This window comes from Paraburkholderia sp. WC7.3g, assembly GCF_050436345.1.
GTDB classification, from domain to species: domain Bacteria; phylum Pseudomonadota; class Gammaproteobacteria; order Burkholderiales; family Burkholderiaceae; genus Paraburkholderia; species Paraburkholderia podalyriae.
Genome location: NZ_JBNDMA010000002.1, coordinates 2,437,088 through 2,456,216, shown reverse-complemented (window position 1 = coordinate 2,456,216; position 19,129 = coordinate 2,437,088). Strand labels below are relative to the sequence as shown.

Here is a 19,129-nt window from a genome sequence, read left to right as displayed (position 1 = left end):
TAAGAGCAACTTATATTACTTTGAAATCAGACGGTTGCAATCAATTCCTCAAGCTGCTTCTGAATTCGCACGATGCTCTTCGAAGAGTCGATGATAGCGAATCGATACGGCGCTTCTTCGGCACGGCGCATGTATTCGGCACGCGTGCGCTCGAAAAACGCCGCCGACTCGCTCTCGAAACGATCCGGATTGCGCGCCGCGCTGCGTCGCTGGCTGGCGACGGCCGGCGGCAGGTCGAACAGCACGGTCAAATCCGGCTGGAAACCGCCCTGCACCCAGCGCTCGAGCGCCTCCAGCTTGTCGCGCGGCAAGCCGCGGCCGCCGCCCTGGTACGCAAAAGTGGCGTCGGTGAAACGGTCGGACAGCACCCAGTCGCCGCGCGCGAGAGCCGGCTCGATCACCTCGGCCAGATGCTGGCGGCGCAGCGCGAACATCAACAGCGCCTCGGTTTCGAGGTCCATCTTCTGGTGCAGCACGATCTCGCGGATCTGCTCGCCGAGCGGCGTGCCGCCCGGCTCGCGCGTCATCACGACCGAGCGACCGCTCGGCGCGAGCCTGGCCTCGAGCCGTTCGCGGAACCAGCCCAGATGAGTGGTCTTGCCCGCGCCGTCGATGCCTTCAAACGTAATGAATTTGCCGCGCGCCATCATTGCCCTCGAATGTATTTGTCCACGGCCTTGTTGTGTTCGCCGAGGGTGTCAGAAAAGATGCTGCTGCCGTCGCCGCGCGACACGAAGTACAGCGCGTTGCTCTGCGCCGGGTTCATCGCCGCCTGCAGCGACGCGACGCTCGGCAGCGAGATCGGCGTCGGCGGCAAGCCCATGCGGGTGTAGGTATTGTAGGGAGTGTCGGTCTGCAGGTCTTTCTTCCTGATGTGGCCGGCGAAGCTGTCGCCCATCCCGTAGATCACGGTCGGGTCGGTCTGTAGCGGCATGCCGGCGCGCAGACGGTTGGCGAACACCGCGGCGACGAGGGCCCGGTCGGACGCCTTGCCGGTTTCCTTTTCGATGATCGACGCCATCGTCAGCGCGTCGTATGGCGTTTTGTATGGCAGGTTCGGCGCGCGCGCGAGCCACGCCTCATCGAGACGCACGCGCATCAGCCGGTACGCGCGGCGGTAGATGTCGAGGTCGCTCGTGCCCTTGTCGAACAGGTAGGTATCGGGGAAGAACAGCCCTTCGCCGTTGCCGATCGACGCCTCCGGCGCGCCGATTGCGCTCATCAGATCGGCGTCGCTCATGCCGAGCGTGTCGTGCTTGAGCGCGGGATTCGCGTCGAGTTCGGCGCGCATATGCTTGAAGGTCCAGCCTTCGATGACCGTCGCCACGTATTCGTTGACGTCGCCGCGGGCGATTTTCTGCAGCACCTCGTAGGGCGTGATGCCGCTCTTGAACTCGTAATTGCCGGACTTCAGTTCGCTTTGCAGCCCGAGCAGCCGCGTCATCGCGATGAACAGCTCGGGTTCGACCGGCACGCCGCCGCGATTGAGCTGCAGCGCGACGCTGCGCAGGCTGCTGTGCGGCTTGACGGTGACGTCGAGTTGCGCCGGGGTCAATTCGAGCGGGCGGGTGGCCCAGTAGTATCCAGCGGCGATGGCCGCCGCGGCCAGCACAACGACGAGCGCGCCGGCGACGAAACATTTCTTCAGAAGGGACACGACAGGAGAGAATTAGCGTTTAGATGGCAACGAACTGATTTTTAACGGGAAAGTCTTGCGTCGGTCAACATGGGGACGGTGCCGTTTTGCAGCCCTTTCGGCCTTTTGCGACCTGTATTGTATAGATGCGGGCACTAGATGGTCACCGCCGGTATGAAATCCGCTGGCGTCGGCCCGATGGTACTCGAGTCGTACGCTGTCACGACGTAGGTCTGAGTTGCACAGCTTCGGACAATTCCCGAGCAAAATAATTTCCAGGCATGGCACCGGCCACGCCGCCCACGGAATGACAGCCGCGCATCCGCCCATCTTGCCCTCCACTCTCTGGCAGACCACGCCAACATGGGCACAGCCGGAGGGTGATAACGTGCAAACCCCTGCCGCGTAAGGCTCTCGGAAAGCCTTCATTCGCCAGGGACATGCGAAACGCGACAGGGCTGGACTGAATATAATGACTGTTTGCCCTAGCCCAAGTCAGAACTGACTGTTCCCGGAATCCATGAACACACCGCTCGTTAGTGCATCGGGTAACGCTTCAGCTCACGCTCCCGCCGCCCTGCCCATCCTGCCGCGCCCGTCGGCCGAAGAATTCGCCGCCGTGCTCCAGCATGGCGCCTACATGCCGCTGCCGCAGTTCGGCGTGATCGACACGACCGGCGACGACGCGGCGAGCTTCCTGCACGCCCAGTTGACCAACGACGTCCAGCATCTCGATGCCGCGAACGCGCGCCTCGCCGGCTACTGCTCGGCCAAGGGCCGGCTGCTTGCGTCGTTCCTCAGCTGGCGCAGCGGCGACACGATCCGCCTGCTGGTGTCGAAAGACGTGCAGGCCGCGGCGCAAAAGCGTCTGTCGATGTTCGTGCTGCGCGCAAAGGCCAAGCTCGTGGACGTCAGCGGCGAGCTCGCCGTGATCGGCCTCGCGGGCGACGTGCGCGGCGCACTGTCCGGCGTGTTCGACGCGCTGCCCGACGGTGTGCACGTGCAGGTCGACGGCGCGGCCGGCACGCTGATCCGCGTGCCGGATGCGTTGGAGCGGCTGCGCTATCTGTGGATCGGGCCGAAGGCGCAGGTCGAAGCGCTGCTGCCGTCGCTCGATGACAAGCTCAAGCGCGTGTCGCCGGCGGTTTGGGACTGGCTCGACATCCGCGCGGGCGAACCGCGCATCACACAGCCGGTCGTCGAGCAGTTCGTGCCGCAAATGGTCAACTTCGACGTGCTCGGCGCGGTCAATTTCCGCAAGGGCTGCTATCCGGGTCAGGAAGTGGTCGCGCGCAGCCAGTATCGCGGCACGATCAAGCGACGCACATCGCTCGCCAACGTCGCCGGCGAACTTGACACGGTGCGCCCCGGCATCGAGCTGTTCCAATCGGATGATCCGGGCCAGCCGTGCGGGATGATCGTCAACGCGGCGTCGGCACAAGGCGGCGGCGTCGATCTGCTGGTCGAGATCAAGCTGACGGCGCTGGACAGCGGCAGCGTGCATGTCGGCGCGGCCGACGGCCCCGCGCTGCGCTTCCTGACGCTGCCCTACGGGCTGCCGGCCGAAGTCTGATCGTTGGAGAGGGTAAAAAGCGGCGCGATCGGGCGCCGTTTTTATTGGCTGCTTGATTCGCGTCCGATTTTTGCCGCTTTCTTTTGCTGCTTTCTTTAGCCGCCTGCGTTGCTGCATCGGGCGGCCGGCCCATGCTCTGACCGGGAGATGCTCCCCGATGTGCCTGATCGTTTTCGACTGGCGACCTGATGCGCTCGATGGTCCGCTGTTCACGCTCGCCGCCAATCGCGACGAGTTCTTCCGCCGCACGGCCGAGCCGATCGGCTGGTGGCGCGACGCGCCGGCCGTGCTGGCGGGCCGTGATCTCGTGGGCGGCGGCACGTGGCTCGGGCTGTCGCGCGACGGCCGCTTCGCCGCGCTGACCAATTACCGCGCGCCGGGCGAAATGCGTGCCGATGCGCCGACCCGCGGCACGCTCGTCAGCAACTGGCTGACTAGCACCGCGCGCGACGCCGACGGCAATCCGCACGAGACGCCGCTCGCGTATCTGCAGCACGTCGCGCAGACCGGCGACATCTACAACGGCTTCAATCTGCTGGTCGGCGACTGGACGCGTCGCGAGCTCGCGTGGTTCTGCAATCGCGGCAGCGTCGACGGCAACAGCGGGCCCACGCTGCTCGCGCCGGGCACGCACGGCATCTCGAACGCGGTGCTCGATACCGCGTGGCCGAAGCTCGTCACCAAGCGCGGCGAGCTCGGCACGCTGCTCGCGCGCGATGCGATGCCGCCGCTCGAACGGTTGATCGATCTGATGCGCGATCCGCGACTCGCGCGCGACGACGAATTGCCGTCGACCGGGATTCCGCTCGAGCGCGAGCGCGTGCTGTCGGCGGCGTTCATCGAATCGCCGGACTATGGCACCCGCAGCACCACCGCGCTGCGCGTCGCCGCCCATGGCGACGTGATCGGCGTCGCGGTAGCCGAACGCAGCGACGACAACGGCTCGCACCGCATCGTGCGGCCCGGCGATTTCGAGCGCAGCTTTGCGTTTAACGTCGAGCGCGACCGGATCAGCATGGCGTGATCGCTTGATCTCCGCTTGGCCGGCGCGCTCGCCGCCGGCCGCTCACCGCTTCGCGAGAACCGCCCCCCTTCAGCCGATGCCGAATGCCGCGCGCAACGCCGCCGCGGCATCCGCGTGCGCCTGCGCGACTTCGGGCACGAAGCCGCCCATCTTGAAGAACTCGTGGATCATGCCGGCGTAGCGTTTGAGCGTCACCGGATTGCCGAGCGCGCGCAGTTTCCGCGCATACGCATCGCCCTCGTCGCTGAGCGGATCGTATTCGGCGGTCGCGATCCACGCGGGCGCGACGCCGCGAAAATCGGGCGCGCCGCGCTCGCCGTCGAGCGGCGCGAAACGCCAGTCGTCACGATCGCCACTGCCGCGCAGGTAGTGCTCGAAAAACCACTGGATCGTGTCGCCCGACAGCAGAAAGCCGTCGGCGAGACGGGAGTGCGAGTCGGTCTGTTGATGGCCGGTCGTGCCCGGATAGATCAGCAATTGCAGCGCGAGTGCGATGCCGGCTTCGCGCGCGAGCACCGCGCAGACCGTCGCGAGCGTGCCGCCCGCGCTATCGCCGCCCACCGCGAGCCGCGTGCCGTCGATGCCGAATTCCGCCGCGTGCGCGTGCAGCCAGCTGAGGGCGTCGAAGGCATCGTCGACAGCGATCGGAAACTTGTGCTCGGGCGCGAGCCGGTAATCGACCGACAGCACCGCGCACTGGCCGTCGCGCGCGAACATCCGGCACAGCGCATCGTGCGTATCGACGCTGCCGACCGTGAAGCCGCCGCCGTGGTAGTACACGAACGCCGGCATCGGCTCGGCCCAGTTGGGCTCGACCGGGAAGTAGAGACGCGCGCGGATCGTCGCGCCGTCGCGCGTCGGCACGCGCAGGTCTTCAACGGAAAACATCGGCGCGCTCGCGATCTCGAGGATCGGCGCGCTTTTCTCGTACGACGCGCGTGCCGCTTGCGCGCTCATCTGGTGATACTGCGGGCGTTTGGCCCGCGCGATCATGTCGAGCACCTGCTCGATCGTTGGATTCAGCGGCATGGTTTCGGCAACGTGATGCGCGTCGCGCATTGGGCGGCGCAAGTGCGCCGAAGATTCACAGGTGCCGGCGCGCCGGCCAAGCTGCCTCCCGCTACTGCGCGTTGTTCACCTCGGGCTTCAGCGACATCGGATCGGACGGCTCGCGCAACTGCTCGATGTCCTCGTGACGCAGCTTCACGGTCGCCATGATGCCCGGATGCGTGATGATATAGAAACGCCGTGCCGCGATCGCCTCGAACGCGAGGTCGGCGACATCATCGGCGGTGAGCTTGCCCGACTGCACCGCACGCTGCAACTGCTTGCCGGCCGCGATCTGCGAGCGCGTCGGCCGGCTCGCGTTGCGCAGCGCGTCGGGCCGCGCGCGCTCGGCGTCCGCGATGCCGGTCGGCACGAACGCGGGACACAGCAGCGAACAGCCGACCTCGCCGCCCGTGCCGGCCTGCGCGAGCTTCAGGTCGTGATAGAGCGTCTCGGTCAGCGCCACCACCGCATGCTTGGACGCGTTGTAGATGCCCATCGCCGGCGGCGCCAGCAGCCCCGCCACCGATGCCGTGTTGACGATATGCGCCGGCTCGTTCTGCGCCAGCATGATCGGCGCGAACACGCGCACACCGTGCGCGACACCCATCACGTTGACGCCGAACACCCACGACCAGTCGTTGGCCGAGTTCTCCCACAGGAAGCCGCCAGTGCCGACGCCCGCGTTGTTGAACAGCACGTGCACCTTGCCGAACGTGGCGAGCGCGGCCTCCGCGAGCGCCTCGACCTGTGCGGGGTTCGATACGTCGGTCGGCACGCCGATCGCGTCGGCGCCGGCTTCGCGCAATGCGTCGACGGTCTGCGCGAGCTCGTCGGCGTTGACGTCGGCGAGCACGAGCTTCATGCCGAGCGCCGCGCCCTTGTGCGCGAACGCGCGGCCGAAGCCGCTGCCCGCGCCGGTGATCACCGCCACCTTGCCTGCGAATTCGAACATCCTGTGACTCCCTCGTTGAGCGGCGGCTCGTCGTTGCGTGATGACGTCGCGCTCAGATCAGCTTGACCAGTTGCTTGCCGAAGTTCTTGCCCTTCAGCAAGCCGATGAACGCCTCGGGCGCGGCTTCCAGTCCTTGCGCGATCGTCTCGCGATACTGCAGCTTTTTCTGCGCGACGAGCGTGCCGAGCTGCTTGAGCGCCTCGGGCCACACGTCCATATGTTCGCTGACGATAAAGCCCTGCACCAGCAGCCGTTGCGTCAGCATCAGCGACGGTTGCCTGAGTGGCAGCGGCTGGCCGTCATAGCCCGCGATGAAGCCGCACAGCGCGATGCGCCCGAACGCGTTCATGCGCGCGAGCGTCGCGTCGAGCACCTCGCCGCCGACATTCTCGAAATAGCCGTCGACACCGTCGGGCGTCACGGCCTTCAGGTCCTGGTACAGGTTACCGGCCTTGTAGTCGATGCACGCGTCGAAGCCGAGCGTGTCGACCACATAGCGGCATTTGTCCGCGCCGCCCGCGATGCCGACCGCGCGCGCGCGCGCCGCCTTCGCGAGCTGACCGACCACGCTGCCCACCGCGCCGCTCGCCGCGCTGACGACCACCGTCTCGCCAGCCTTCGGCGCGATGATGCGGTTCAGCCCGTACCACGCGGTGACGCCCGGCATGCCGACCGGGCCGAGATACGCCGACAGCGGCACATGCGTGTCGTCGACCTTCTGCATGCCCGCGCCGTTCGACGTGCCGTACTCCTGCCAGCCGAACATCGCGACGACCTTGTCGCCGACCGCGAACTTCGGATTCCTCGACTCGACGACCTCGCCGACCGTGCCGCCGATCATCACTTCGTTCAACGGCTGCGGCGGCGCGTACGACTTGCTGTCGTTCATGCGTCCGCGCATATACGGATCGAGCGACAGGTAGTGGTTGCGCACCCGCACTTCGCCGTCGGCGAGCGGCGCGAGCGGCGTTTCGACGAGCTTGAAGTTATCGGCTGTGGCCTCGCCTTGCGGGCGCGAAACCAGCAGCAATTGGCGGTTGATCTGGGCCATGCGGTCGTCTCCTTGGGTTGTTGGGGGCTCAGTCGCTCGGACCGGGCTTCGCCGCGGGGTCACTGCGCAGACGCTGTTGCCTGACGTCGCGGCCCACCGCGAGGCGGCGCATGTACTTGAAGGTGCCGAGCGCTTTGGCGACGAAGTGGCCTTCGCTGTCGCGGATCTCGCCTTCGCAATAGGCCATCGTCGTCGAGCGATGCAACACGCGGCCGGTCGCGCGCAACTCGCCGCGGCCCGGCTGCATGAAGTTGACCTTCATCTCCACGGTGACGACGCCGACACCGTCGCCCGCGAGACTGCGCGCGGCCATCGCGAGCGCGACGTCGGCCAGCGTCATCGTGACGCCGCCGTGCGCGACGTCCCATGTGTTCATATGATCGCGCTGCAACGGCAGCACGACTTCGCTGACGCCATCGGCAGCGGACAGCAACTGCGCGCCGAGACGGTCGATGAAGGGGCTTTCGGGCAACGATGCATGGCCCGTTCTGGATGAGGTGGATGGATCGGTCATTGCTCAGGTATCAGATTTCGTAGCCGACGGCGCATGTGTCGCCTTCGGCAGGAAATGATACCCGCTATCGCGTTGGCGCATGGACCGCCATCCGTGCCGCGAGGCGCCCCAGCCGGCGCACCGCTTCATCGGTCAGATCCAGATCCGCACTCGGACAGCTGAGCCGGATGAAGTGGTCGAAACGCCCCGCGTTCGAAAACACCGTGCCGGGCATGATGCGAATCCCGTCATCCAACGCGGCATCGAAAAAAGCCGCCGACGATACCTCACGCGGCAATTCGATCCAGAAAAACATCCCGCCGCGCGGCGGCGTGAATCGCGTGCCGTCGGGAAACGATGCAGCCACCGCCGCGGCCATCCGCTCACGCTGCAGCTGCAAGCTCTCGCGCAAACGCCGCAAATGGCGCTCGTGCGCGCTTGTCTCCAGGAACCCGGCAAGCACGACTTGCGACAACTGCTCGTTGTGGCGCGACTGCGCGAACTTCAGCATGCCGATGCGCGGATGCCACCGGCCGCCGTTGATCCAGCCGACGCGCATGCCAGGCGCCAGCGTCTTGTTGAACGAGGTGCAATGGATCACGGTGCCATCGGTGTCCCACGCCTTCAGCGAGCGGGGCGGCTGCGCGGACTCCACCAGCTCGCGGTAGGGATCGTCCTCGATCAGCGCGATGCCGGCGCGCGCGCAAAGTTCGACGAGGCTCGCCTTGTGCGCGTCGGGCATCACGCTGCCGAGCGGGTTTTGCAGGTTCGGCACCACCACGACCGCCTTGATGTCGGGATGCGTGTGCAGCGCGAACGCCAGCGCCTCGATCGCGAGGCCGGTGCTCGGGCTGGTCGGAATTTCGAGCGCGCGCAGACCGAGACTTTCGAGCGCCTGCAGCAAACCGAAGAAGCACGGTGATTCGACCGCGACGGTGTCGCCCGGCTGTGTCACCGCGCGCAACGCGAGATTCATCGCTTCGACGCCGCCGTGCGTCATGATGATGTCGTCCGCGCCGATCTGGCTGCCGGCCTCGAGTGCGCGCCGGGCGATGATCGCGCGCAACGCCGGATCACCCTGATCGGGCCCGACGGCGGTCAGCAAGGTAGGCCGCCGGCGCAACGCGCGCACTGCGGCTTTTTGCAACGCATCGGTCGGATAAAGATCGGGCGACGCGGTCGCGCCGCCGAGATTCAGCGCGTGCGGATTGCGCTGGAATTTCGACACCAGCGCGGATATCTCCGAGTGAATGCCGACGAACTGCGCGGCGGCGCCAGGCTGCATCGCGAGATCGGGCTCGGCGGCGCAGGGCAGCGCAGCCGTCGACGGCATGCGTACGAAATAACCGGCGCGCGGCCGGGCGTCGATCAGCGCGGCGCGCTCCAGTTCGCGATAACTCTCGGTCGCGGTCGCGAGGCTCACGCCGTGGCGCTGCATGAACGCGCGCATCGACGGCATGCGGTCGCCCGGGCGCAGCACGCCGTTGCCGATCGCGCGGCGGTACTGATCGGCCAGTTGCCGGTAAAGCGGCTGGCGTTCGGTTGGCCGGTCCGTCGACGGAGCTTGCGGGGTGAAGAGGAGTTCGCTCATGAGCCGATGGTGCGGATAGTTCGCGCGCGGCGACAGATACACATCGACGTGATCCGGACCGATACAGCGTGACGAAACGCACCGCTGTACCGGTTCAGATTGTCGACACCTGCGGCTGTTTTCATCTGGACCGATTCCCTAAGCTGTGTGACACGAAGACGGTTTAAAGGAATCGGTCATGCCTGTGCGTCCATACCACGATCGCTGTTTACCCGGTGCAGAACTGGATTACACCGCGGCGTCGCATCTTGCCGCCGGACAGATGGCCCTGCACGACTTGCGCGCCCGCAGTTCGATCATCGCGGTCGAAGGTGCATTGCAACTCGTCTTCCGCGATCATTCGCTGGCCTGGCTCGGCAACGACGCCCCGCTCACGTCGCTCACATTGCACGAAGGCGAGCGGTTTATGACATCGCAACGTGGCGTCGTGTCGATCCGCGCGACGCTGGCCGATCGCGCCGCGTTCATCGTGATGCCTGCACGCGCAGAATGGCGCGCGCGCGGTTTCATTCTGCAAGCGGTTCGGCGTCTCGCAGTCGCCGTGCGCACACGGTGGCGGCGCGCGGCCTGAAACGTCGCTGCGCACGCCACGTGGCCCGTTACAATGCCTGACCAACCCGCTTCCTCAGGTGCAGGTCATGTCATTCTTTCGCGCGCTGCTGCCGGGCCGGGTCTCACGTGTGTGGCGCCTGTTCGCCGCCGTCGTCGCTGTCACGCTGACACTCGCTGGCTGCGCGGGCCTGTTCGGCGCCGACCCGTTGCGCGTCAACGTGGCGGGCATCGAGCCGATCGCGGGCCAGGGCATGGAGATGCGCTTCAACGTCAACCTGCGCGTGCAGAATCCCAATGACTCCGCGGTCAGCTTCAACGGCGTGTCGCTCGATCTGGAACTGAACGGCAAGCCGTTCGCCAGCGGCGTCAGCGACCAGAGCGGCACCGTGCCGCGCTTTGGCGAAACCGTCGTCACCGTGCCGCTGACCGTGCCGGCTTTCGCCGCGGTTCGGCAGGCGCTCGGGCTTGCGGGCATCGCGCAGTCCGGGCAGGTCCCGTACCGGCTGCATGGCAAACTCGCGGGCGGCCTGACCGGCACGACGCGCTTCGTCGATCAGGGTATGTTGACGCTGCCGGGCATTGCGTCGCAGTAGGCACACACGCGGCGCCCGCTATATCAGGCGCGTGCGCACCCGACTCACGCGATCTCGAACAAGCCTGCCGCGCCCTGCCCGCCACCGATGCACATCGTCACGACGACGAACTTCACGCCGCGCCGCTTGCCTTCGATCAGCGCATGGCCGACCAGCCGCGCACCCGACACGCCATACGGATGACCCACCGCGATCGCGCCTCCGTCCACGTTCAGGCGGTCGTGCGCAATACCCAGCTTGTCGGCGCAATAGAGCACCTGCACCGCGAACGCTTCGTTCAGTTCCCACAGGCCAATGTCCTCGACCTTGAGGCCGGCCTTCTTCAACAGCTTCGGCACCGCGAATACCGGGCCGATGCCCATCTCATCGGGTTCGCAGCCGGCCACCGCAAAGCCGCGGAAAATGCCGAGCGGCTGCAGCCCTTCGCGTTCGGCCAGCGTCGCGTTCATCACGACGCAAGCGGATGCGCCGTCCGAAAACTGGCTCGCATTGCCCGCGGTAATCACGCCGCCCGGCAGTGCGGTGCGAATCTTCGACACGCCTTCGAGCGTCGTGTCGGCGCGAATGCCTTCGTCGCCGCTGACGGTCACTTCCTTCGTATAGAGACGGCCGGTCGCCTTGTCGGCGACGCCCGCGAGCACCGTCAGCGGCACGATTTCATTCTTGAACCTGCCGGCTTCGAGCGCGGCGTGCGCGCGCTGCTGCGAGCGCACGCCGTACTCGTCCTGACGCTCCTTCGAGATCGAGTAGCGCTTCGCGACGTTCTCGGCGGTCTGCAGCATCGACCAGTAGATTTCCGGCTTGTGCTCGGTGAGCCAGCCGTCGGTCATCATGTGGTGGTTCATCTCGTTCTGCACGCACGAGATCGACTCGACGCCGCCCGCGACGTACACGTCGCCTTCACCGGCGATCACGCGTTGCGACGCGAGCGCGATCGTCTGCAATCCCGACGAGCAGAAACGGTTCACGGTCATGCCCGGCACGCTGACCGGCAAGCCCGCGCGCAAAGCGATCTGCCGCGCGATATTGCCGCCCGTCGCGCCTTCAGGATTCGCGCAACCCATGATCACGTCCTCGATGCGCGCCGGGTCGAGCTTGGCGCGCTCGACCGCGGCCTGCGTCACGTGGCCGCCGAGCGTCGCGCCGTGCGTCATGTTGAAGCCGCCGCGCCACGATTTGGCGAGGCCAGTGCGGGCGGTGGATACGATTACGGCGTCAGTCATGCCTGTCTCCAAATGCAATGTCGAAAGCGGCGCGCCGGCGCTTTGCCGTGCGTCCAAAAGCGCCTCTGCGCGCCGCCTCTGTCGTTTGATGTAAGCGATGCGGGAGGAGTCCGCACCATTCGGTCCGTGCGCTGAAATCAGCGGTTCTCAGCCGTTGAATCCGCGACCTTCGGCGGCCAGCTTCGCGATGCCCGGCGCGAGCTTCCACGCGTCGCCGTTCGGTCGCGCCGCATAGCGGCGAATCGCGCGCTCGACGTTGTAAAGTCCGACCATGTCCGCGTACAGCATCGGGCCGCCGCGATAGAGCGGGAAGCCGTAGCCGGTCAGATAGACCATGTCGATGTCCGACGCCTTCGATGCGATGCCTTCGTCGAGAATCTTCGCGCCTTCGTTGACGAGCGCGAACACCAGACGCTCGACGATTTCCTCGTCGCTGATGTTGCGGCGCTCGGCGTTGGCTTCCTTCGAGTATTCGCCGATCATTGCGTTGACCACGCCCGACGGATACGCGGTGCGATCGCCCGCCTTGTAGTCGTACCAGCCGCCGCCGGTCTTCTGGCCGAAGCGGCCCATCTCGCACAGACGGTCGGCGATCTTCGAGTAATGCATGTCCGGGTGTTCCAGATAGCGGCGCTTGCGGATCGCCCAGCCGATGTCGTTACCGGCGAGGTCGCTCATGCGGAACGGACCCATCGCGAAGCCGAACTTTTCGATCGCGCGGTCGACCTGCGCGGGCAGCGCGCCTTCTTCGAGTATGAAGAGCGCCTGACGAACGTACTGCTCGATCATCCGGTTGCCGATAAAGCCGTCGCACACGCCCGACACCACCGCGGTCTTTTTGATTTTCTTCGCGAGCTTCATCACGGTGGCGAGCACGTCTTTCGCGGTCTCTTTGCCACGCACGACTTCGAGCAGCTTCATCACGTTGGCCGGGCTGAAGAAGTGCATGCCGACCACATCCTGCGGACGCTTCGTGAACGCGGCGATCTTGTCGACGTCGAGTGTCGACGTGTTCGACGCGAGGATCGCACCGGGCTTCGCGACTTCATCGAGCCGGCGGAACACCTGCTCCTTCACTCCGAGCTCTTCGAACACGGCTTCGACGATCAGGTCGGCGTGCTTCAGGTCGTCGTAGGACAGCGTCGAGCTCAGCAGCGCGAGGCGCTGTTCCATCACCTCGGGTTTCAGCTTGCCTTTGTTGACGGTCGCCTCGTAGTTCTTGCGGATCGTCGCGAGACCGCGGTCGAGTGCTTCCTGCTTCGTTTCCAGCAGCGTAACCGGAATGCCCGCGTTGATGAAGTTCATCGCGATGCCGCCGCCCATCGTGCCGGCACCGATCACGGCCACCTGATTGATATCGCGCACGGGCGTATCGGACGGCACGTCGGGAATCTTGCTCGCCGCGCGCTCGCCGAAGAACGCGTGACGCAGCGCGCGGCTCTCCGGCGTCTGCACGAGCGCGATGAAGCATTCGCGCTCGAATGCGAGGCCTTTGTCGAAGCCGTCTTTCACACCGGCTTCGACCGCGTCGATGCATCGAAGCGGCGCCGGGAAGTTCTTCGCGATTGCGGCGACGCTATTGCGCGCGAACTGGATGAAACCGGCCGCGTTCGGATGCTCGATCTTGCGCTCGCGCAGCTTCGGATGCGGGCCTGCCTGGGCGCCGACCTTGCGCGCGAACGCGAGCGCGGCTTCGGCCAGTTCGGCGGGATTCGCGACGACTTCGTCGAACAGACCCGAATCGGCGAGCTTTTCGGAGAGCACCGGCGCGCCCGACACGATCATGTTCAGTGCCGCTTCCAGACCAATCGCGCGCGGCAGACGCTGCGTGCCGCCCGCACCGGGCAGAAGGCCGAGCTTCACTTCGGGCAGCGCGATCTGCGCGCCGGCCGCGGCGACGCGGTAATGCGCGCCGAGCGCCAGTTCGAGGCCGCCGCCCATTGCGACGCTGTGGATCGCCGCGACGACCGGCTTCGCGCTGCCTTCCACCGTCTTGATGACGGTCGCGAGCGTCGGTTCCTGGGTCGCCTTCGGCGTATTGAATTCGGCGATGTCGGCGCCGCCCGAAAAGGCCTTGCCCGCGCCCGTCAGCACGATGGCCTTGACGGCCGGATCGTTCTGCGCGCACTCGAGTCCTTCGACAATCCCCGCTCGCGTCGACAGACCGAGCCCATTGACGGGCGGATTGTTCAGCGTGAGAACGGCCACGCCGTCATGAGTTGTGTAGTCCACTGCCATCTGCGTGCCTCCATGCGATTCATGCATTGAGGCGGCGCATGGTGCGCCGCCCGTCCGGTTCATCGAACCTGCTCATTGTCAGGGTTTTTAAAGCGACGGTTCCGGGTTAGAAGGCACAATACACCAAAAAAGCACGAACGTTCAATTTATTGCGAGGCAGGGTTTCCCCTAAGCCTCTGGCGTCAGCGGACAGTTGCGGCTGTCTTCGAGCGCGGATGGCAGCACGTAGTCGCGGAACAGATCGCGCAGTTTCAGCTTCTGCAGCTTGCCGGTCGCCGTGTGCGGCAGTTCGTCGACGAACACCACGTCATCGGGAATCCACCACTTCGCGACCTTGCCGTCGTAGAACGCGAGCAGTTCGTCGCGTGTGACGTCGTGCCCCGCGCGTTTGACGATGACGAGCAACGGCCGCTCGGTCCACTTCGGATGCGCGCACGCGATGCACGCGGCTTCCGCGACCGCCGGATGCGCGACCGCGACGTTCTCGACTTCGATCGAGCTGATCCATTCGCCGCCCGACTTGATCACGTCCTTCGAGCGGTCAGTGATGTGCAGGAAGCTGTCGGGATCGATCGTCGCGACATCGCCGGTCGGGAACCAGCCGTCGACGAGCGGCGAGTCTTCCTTGCGGAAGTACCGGTCGATCACCCACGGCCCGCGCACGTGCAGATCGCCGAACGCGACGCCATCCCAGGGCAACTCGCGGCCATCCTCGCCGACGATCTTCATATCGACGCCATAGATCGCATGGCCCTGCTTTTCGAGCAGCTTGCGCCGATCGGCGAGCGGCCGCTGGCTCTGCTCCCACGTCAATTTCGACAAGGTACCGAGCGGCGACATCTCCGTCATGCCCCATGCATGGATCACCTGCACGCCGTAGTCGTCCTCCAGGACGCGCAGCATCGCGGGCGGACAGGCGGAGCCGCCGATCACCGTGCGCTCGAGCGACGAAAACCTCGCGCCCGTTTCGCGCAGGTAGTTGAGCAGACCGAGCCAGACGGTCGGCACGCCAGCCGAACACGTGATGCGTTCGCTCTCCATCAGTTCGTACAGCGACTTGCCGTCGAGGTCCTTGCCGGGAAACACGAGCTTCGCGCCGGCGAGCGGCCCCGCATGCGGCAGGCCCCATGCGTTGACATGGAACATCGGTACGACGGGCAGCACCGCGTCGCGCGCCGACAGGTTCATCGCGTCGGGCAACGCCGCGCCGAACGCGTGCAGCACCGTCGAGCGATGCGTATACAGCGCGCCTTTCGGATTGCCGGTCGTGCCCGACGTATAGCAGAGATACGACGCCTGGCGCTCGTCGAGCGCCGGCCAGTCGAAGCGGCCGTCCTGCCCGTCCATCAGCGTTTCGTAGCACAGCACGGGGGGCCGGCCATCCGCGGTTTGCATCGGCGGCCGATGCGCTTCATCGCATAGTGCGATCCAGCCGCGCACGCGCGGGCACTGCGGCGCGAGCGTGTCGACGAGCGCGGCGAACGTCGTGTCGAACAACACGTACGCGTCGTCGGCGTGATTGATGATGTAGGCGATCTGGTCGGGGAAAAGCCGCGGGTTGATCGTGTGACAAACGGCGCCGAACCCCGTCGTGCCGTAATACGCTTCGAGATGCCGGTAGCCGTTCCACGCGAGCGTCGCGACCCGTTCGCCCGGTTCGACGCCGAGCGCGAGCAACGCCTGCGCGAGCTGTTTCGCACGCGTCTCGCAATCGCGGTACGTGTAGCGATGCAGATCGCCTTCGATGCGCCGCGACACGATCTCGGTGCTGCCGAAATGCCGCGCGGCATGCGCAAGCAACGATGACACGGTCAGCGGCACGTCCATCATCTGGCCCAGCAGCGGCGTCGTCATAAGGCGGGGTCTCCTCGGCTTGTCGGTGTCGATGGGGTTGGGTCGGGGTTGGGTCGGGGTTGGGTCGAGTCTGGCTGGGTACGCGATCGAGAAACGGATAACGTGCGATGAAGCGCGGGGCGGAAGAGCGTGGCGGCGACGAACGCGGCAGCAGGTCGAGCGATAAAGCCGGCCGGCCAGCAGCGCCGCGGGCGCCGACTTACAATATCGGTTAATCCAGAGGCGCTCAACATGTCGTTTTCCCCAAGCATTGCAGGGCTATCCGCAGCTTTGACGGATCTTTCGAACACACTCGCCACTCCCCCATCCAACGCGTTCGTGCGCCTCGGCGGCTCGTTCCTCACGCGCCTGCCCGCCGCGCCGCTCGACGCGCCCTACCTGGTCGGCTTTTCGGCCGAGGCCGCCGCGCGGCTCGGGATGCCTGAGCGCATCGAGCGTGATCCGGGCTTCGTCGAGCTGTTCTGCGGCAACGCGACGCGCAGCTTGCCAGCCGACGCGCTGCCCTATGCGTCGGTGTACTCGGGCCATCAGTTCGGCGTGTGGGCCGGCCAGCTCGGTGACGGCCGCGCGCTCTGTCTCGGCGAGCTCGAACACGATGGCGAGCGTCTGGAATTGCAGCTCAAAGGCGCGGGCCGCACGCCCTATTCGCGCATGGGTGACGGCCGCGCGGTGCTGCGCTCGTCGATCCGCGAATATCTGTGCTCGGAGGCGATGCATCATCTCGGCATTCCGACCACGCGCGCGTTGTGCGTGATCGGCTCCGACCAGCCGGTGCGGCGCGAGACGATCGAAACCGCCGCGGTGGTCACGCGCGTCGCGCCGAGCTTCGTGCGCTTCGGCCACTTCGAGCACTTCTATGCGAACGATCGCGTCGACGCGTTGCGCGCGCTGGCCGATCACGTGATCGAGCGCTTCTATCCGCATTGCAACGAGGCCGACGATCCGTATCTGGCGCTGCTCGCCGAAGCGGTGCGCTCCACCGCGGATCTGATGGTCGACTGGCAGGCCGTCGGTTTCTGTCACGGCGTGATGAATACCGACAACATGTCGATCCTTGGCCTGACGATCGACTACGGCCCGTTCGGCTTCATGGATGGCTTCGACGCCGGCCACATCTGCAATCACTCCGATACGCAGGGCCGTTACGCGTACCGGCTGCAGCCGCAAATCGCGTACTGGAACCTCTTCTGCCTCGCACAGGGCCTGCTGCCGCTGTTCGGCGAGAAGCACGACGAAAGCGTGCGCGCCGACAAGGCGGTCGAAGATGCGCAGCACCTGCTCGCCGGCTTCAGGGAGCGCTTCGCGCCGGCGCTCGAAAACCGCATGCGCGCGAAGCTCGGCATCGAACAGACGCGCGATGGCGACGACGCACTCGTGAACCGGCTGTTCGAAGTGATGCACGCGAACCGCGCCGATTTCACGCTGACGTTTCGCAATCTCGCGCGCCTGTCGAAACACGACGCGAGCGGCGATGCGCCGGTGCGCGACCTGTTCCTCGATCGCGCCGCCTTCGACGCGTGGGCGATCGAGTACCGCGCGCGGCTCGCCGAAGAGCCACGCGACGACGCCACGCGCGCCATTGCAATGAATCGCGTCAACCCCAAATTCGTACTTCGCAACCATCTGGCGGAAACGGCGATCCAACGCGCGAAACAGAAGGATTTCTCCGAACTCGAACGGCTCGCGGCCGTGCTGCGTCATCCGTTCGACGAGCAGCCCGAATACGCATCGTATGCGGGCCTGCCGCCCGACTGGGCGAACTCGCTGGAGGTGAGCTGTTCGTCATGACGCGCCGGTGCGGCGCAATCGCCACGGCCGCCCCGCGAGAAAGCACCGAGACAAACCCGAGACAGGAACCCGACCATGAGCAACCCCGACGATCTCAAGCATGACGCGCCAGCCGTACAGAAAAGCGATGCCGAGTGGCGCGAAGAGCTGTCCGAAATCGAATACCAGGTGACGCGCCACGCGGCCACCGAGCGCCCGTTCTCGGGCCGCTACAACGATTACTGGGAACGCGGCGTCTACGACTGCGTGTGCTGCGGCACGCCGCTGTTCGAATCGGACACCAAGTTCGACGCCGGCTGCGGCTGGCCGAGCTACTTCCGGCCCATCAACGGCGAGGTGATCGCCGAGAAGACCGACCGCTCGCACGGCATGCTGCGCATCGAGGTGCAGTGCAAGAACTGCGGCGCGCATCTGGGCCACGTGTTCGAGGACGGCCCCGCGCCGACCGGTCTGCGTTACTGCATCAATTCGGCTGCGTTACAATTCGAGCCCAAGTAACGCGGCGCGGCAGCAGGCCTTCGCGCCTCGGGCGCCGCGGCGCGAACCGCGCGCGGCGCCCTTCCAATGCGGCAGTTCCGCTCGCCAGCGGGCGCCGCACCTTGCACGCCAATCGGGCGCGCTTCACTGTTCGACTCACTCTCCGACTTCCCGACCAGATAATGAAATTCCTGTTCGATCTGTTCCCGATCATCCTGTTCTTCGTCGCCTTCAAGATCTGGGGCATTTTCACGGCGACGGCAGTGGCGATCGTCGCCACGCTGGTGCAGATCGCGTGGGTGGCTTTCCGCCACCGCAAGGTCGATCCGATGCTGTGGGTGAGCCTCGGCGTCGTCGTGGTATTCGGCGGCGCGACGCTCGTGCTGCACAACGACACCTTCATCAAATGGAAGCCGACCGTGCTGTACTGGGCGTTTTCGGTCGCGCTGATCGTGTCGCAGCTCGGCTTCGACAAGAACCTGATCGAAGCGATGATGGGCAAGCAGATCACGCTGCCGCACGCGATCTGGGGCAAGCTGAACCGGATCTGGGCGGTGTTTTTCGTGCTGCTCGGTCTGCTGAACCTGTTCGTCGCGTATCACTACACGACCGATCAGTGGGTCAATTTCAAACTGTTCGGCGCGACCGGCTGCCTGCTCGTGTTCATCGTCGGACAGAGCCTGTGGCTGTCGAAGTACATGAAGGAGGAATGACATGAGCGACCTGTTTATGCACGCCACCACCGCCGAGCGCGCCGCGCTGATCGAAGCGCGCCTCGCGGCCGCGCTCGCGCCCGTCGAGTCGATCCGCATCACCGACGACAGTGCGCAGCACGCGGGCCATGCCGGCGCGTCGGCCGGCGGTCATTTCAGTGTCACGATCGTGGCCGTCGCGTTTGCCGGCAAGCCCCGCGTGGCGCGGCATCGCATGGTGTATGATGCGCTGGCCGATGCCATGCAGCGCGGCATTCATGCCCTTGCCATCACGGCGTATACGCCCGAAGAATTTGCTTTGTTGCCTCGCTAGGAACCTTT

The 19,129-nt window shown here is 65.8% G+C and carries 18 protein-coding genes; 8 read left to right on the top strand and 10 right to left on the bottom strand.

Going from position 1 to position 19,129, the window contains the following annotated elements:
* Positions 1 to 26: 26 nt before the first annotated feature.
* A complete protein-coding gene (gene tmk / locus OKW43_RS22705; protein ID WP_429449980.1) occupies positions 27 to 647 on the bottom strand; it encodes a dTMP kinase in 621 nt (206 codons plus the stop codon).
* Positions 647 to 1,657 (bottom strand): endolytic transglycosylase MltG, encoded by a 1,011-nt coding sequence (gene mltG, locus OKW43_RS22700; protein ID WP_429449978.1) that lies wholly within the window; start codon positions 1,655 to 1,657, stop codon positions 647 to 649. Before mltG ends, tmk begins: the two co-directional genes overlap by 1 nt.
* Positions 1,658 to 2,156: 499 nt before the next feature.
* Between mltG and OKW43_RS22695 the strand changes: the two genes are divergently transcribed.
* Complete coding sequence (locus OKW43_RS22695; protein WP_429449976.1) at positions 2,157 to 3,209, top strand: YgfZ/GcvT domain-containing protein; 1,053 nt, start codon at positions 2,157 to 2,159, stop codon at positions 3,207 to 3,209.
* A gap of 157 nt (positions 3,210 to 3,366) precedes the next feature.
* Entirely contained in the window at positions 3,367 to 4,233 is an 867-nt protein-coding gene (locus tag OKW43_RS22690; protein ID WP_187635250.1) for an NRDE family protein, read from the top strand.
* A 69-nt stretch (positions 4,234 to 4,302) separates the two neighbouring features.
* On the opposite strand, the gene OKW43_RS22685 is transcribed toward OKW43_RS22690, so the two are convergent.
* The 5 genes from OKW43_RS22685 to OKW43_RS22665 all read right to left on the bottom strand — a co-directional run bounded on the left by OKW43_RS22685 (position 4,303) and on the right by OKW43_RS22665 (position 9,370).
* Positions 4,303 to 5,262 (bottom strand): alpha/beta hydrolase, encoded by a 960-nt coding sequence (locus OKW43_RS22685; RefSeq protein ID WP_429449974.1) that lies wholly within the window; start codon positions 5,260 to 5,262, stop codon positions 4,303 to 4,305.
* Positions 5,263 to 5,353: 91 nt separating this feature from the next.
* Positions 5,354 to 6,235 carry an SDR family oxidoreductase gene (locus OKW43_RS22680; RefSeq protein WP_429449972.1) on the bottom strand — a complete coding sequence of 294 codons (882 nt, stop codon included), beginning with the start codon at positions 6,233 to 6,235 and terminating at the stop codon, positions 5,354 to 5,356.
* 52 nt (positions 6,236 to 6,287) lie between these two features.
* Positions 6,288 to 7,286 (bottom strand): NADP-dependent oxidoreductase, encoded by a 999-nt coding sequence (locus tag OKW43_RS22675; RefSeq protein WP_429449970.1) that lies wholly within the window; start codon positions 7,284 to 7,286, stop codon positions 6,288 to 6,290.
* Between the two features lie 28 nt (positions 7,287 to 7,314).
* Positions 7,315 to 7,800 carry a PaaI family thioesterase gene (locus tag OKW43_RS22670; protein ID WP_187635247.1) on the bottom strand — a complete coding sequence of 162 codons (486 nt, stop codon included), beginning with the start codon at positions 7,798 to 7,800 and terminating at the stop codon, positions 7,315 to 7,317.
* Positions 7,801 to 7,864: 64 nt separating this feature from the next.
* Positions 7,865 to 9,370 (bottom strand): PLP-dependent aminotransferase family protein, encoded by a 1,506-nt coding sequence (locus OKW43_RS22665; RefSeq protein ID WP_429449968.1) that lies wholly within the window; start codon positions 9,368 to 9,370, stop codon positions 7,865 to 7,867.
* Positions 9,371 to 9,548: 178 nt separating this feature from the next.
* Here OKW43_RS22665 and OKW43_RS22660 point away from each other — a divergent pair, with 178 nt between their 5' ends.
* Both OKW43_RS22660 and OKW43_RS22655 read left to right on the top strand, forming a co-directional pair.
* A complete protein-coding gene (locus tag OKW43_RS22660) occupies positions 9,549 to 9,941 on the top strand; it encodes a hypothetical protein (RefSeq protein WP_429449965.1) in 393 nt (130 codons plus the stop codon).
* 67 nt (positions 9,942 to 10,008) lie between these two features.
* Positions 10,009 to 10,515, top strand: coding sequence for an LEA type 2 family protein (locus OKW43_RS22655; protein WP_429449963.1), 507 nt, complete (start codon positions 10,009 to 10,011; stop codon positions 10,513 to 10,515).
* A 44-nt stretch (positions 10,516 to 10,559) separates the two neighbouring features.
* On the opposite strand, the gene OKW43_RS22650 is transcribed toward OKW43_RS22655, so the two are convergent.
* The 3 genes from OKW43_RS22650 to OKW43_RS22640 form a co-directional block, all read right to left on the bottom strand.
* On the bottom strand, positions 10,560 to 11,738 hold the full coding sequence (locus tag OKW43_RS22650) for an acetyl-CoA C-acyltransferase (RefSeq protein ID WP_429449961.1): 1,179 nt from the start codon (positions 11,736 to 11,738) through the stop codon (positions 10,560 to 10,562).
* Between the two features lie 147 nt (positions 11,739 to 11,885).
* A complete protein-coding gene (locus OKW43_RS22645) occupies positions 11,886 to 13,976 on the bottom strand; it encodes a 3-hydroxyacyl-CoA dehydrogenase NAD-binding domain-containing protein (protein WP_429449959.1) in 2,091 nt (696 codons plus the stop codon).
* Between the two features lie 168 nt (positions 13,977 to 14,144).
* The gene (locus tag OKW43_RS22640; RefSeq protein WP_429449957.1) at positions 14,145 to 15,830 is read right to left on the bottom strand and encodes a 3-(methylthio)propionyl-CoA ligase; all 1,686 of its coding nucleotides are present in this window, start codon (positions 15,828 to 15,830) and stop codon (positions 14,145 to 14,147) included.
* A 231-nt stretch (positions 15,831 to 16,061) separates the two neighbouring features.
* Here OKW43_RS22640 and OKW43_RS22635 point away from each other — a divergent pair, with 231 nt between their 5' ends.
* The 4 genes from OKW43_RS22635 (at position 16,062) to OKW43_RS22620 (ending at position 19,121) form a co-directional block, all read left to right on the top strand.
* Entirely contained in the window at positions 16,062 to 17,618 is a 1,557-nt protein-coding gene (locus OKW43_RS22635) for a protein adenylyltransferase SelO (RefSeq protein WP_429449955.1), read from the top strand.
* Between the two features lie 75 nt (positions 17,619 to 17,693).
* Complete coding sequence (msrB, locus tag OKW43_RS22630; RefSeq protein ID WP_429449952.1) at positions 17,694 to 18,116, top strand: peptide-methionine (R)-S-oxide reductase MsrB; 423 nt, start codon at positions 17,694 to 17,696, stop codon at positions 18,114 to 18,116.
* Between the two features lie 161 nt (positions 18,117 to 18,277).
* The gene (locus OKW43_RS22625; RefSeq protein WP_429449949.1) at positions 18,278 to 18,808 is read left to right on the top strand and encodes a septation protein A; all 531 of its coding nucleotides are present in this window, start codon (positions 18,278 to 18,280) and stop codon (positions 18,806 to 18,808) included.
* Between the two features lies 1 nt (position 18,809).
* Positions 18,810 to 19,121 carry a BolA family protein gene (locus tag OKW43_RS22620; RefSeq protein WP_187635237.1) on the top strand — a complete coding sequence of 104 codons (312 nt, stop codon included), beginning with the start codon at positions 18,810 to 18,812 and terminating at the stop codon, positions 19,119 to 19,121.
* Positions 19,122 to 19,129: the final 8 nt, after the last annotated feature.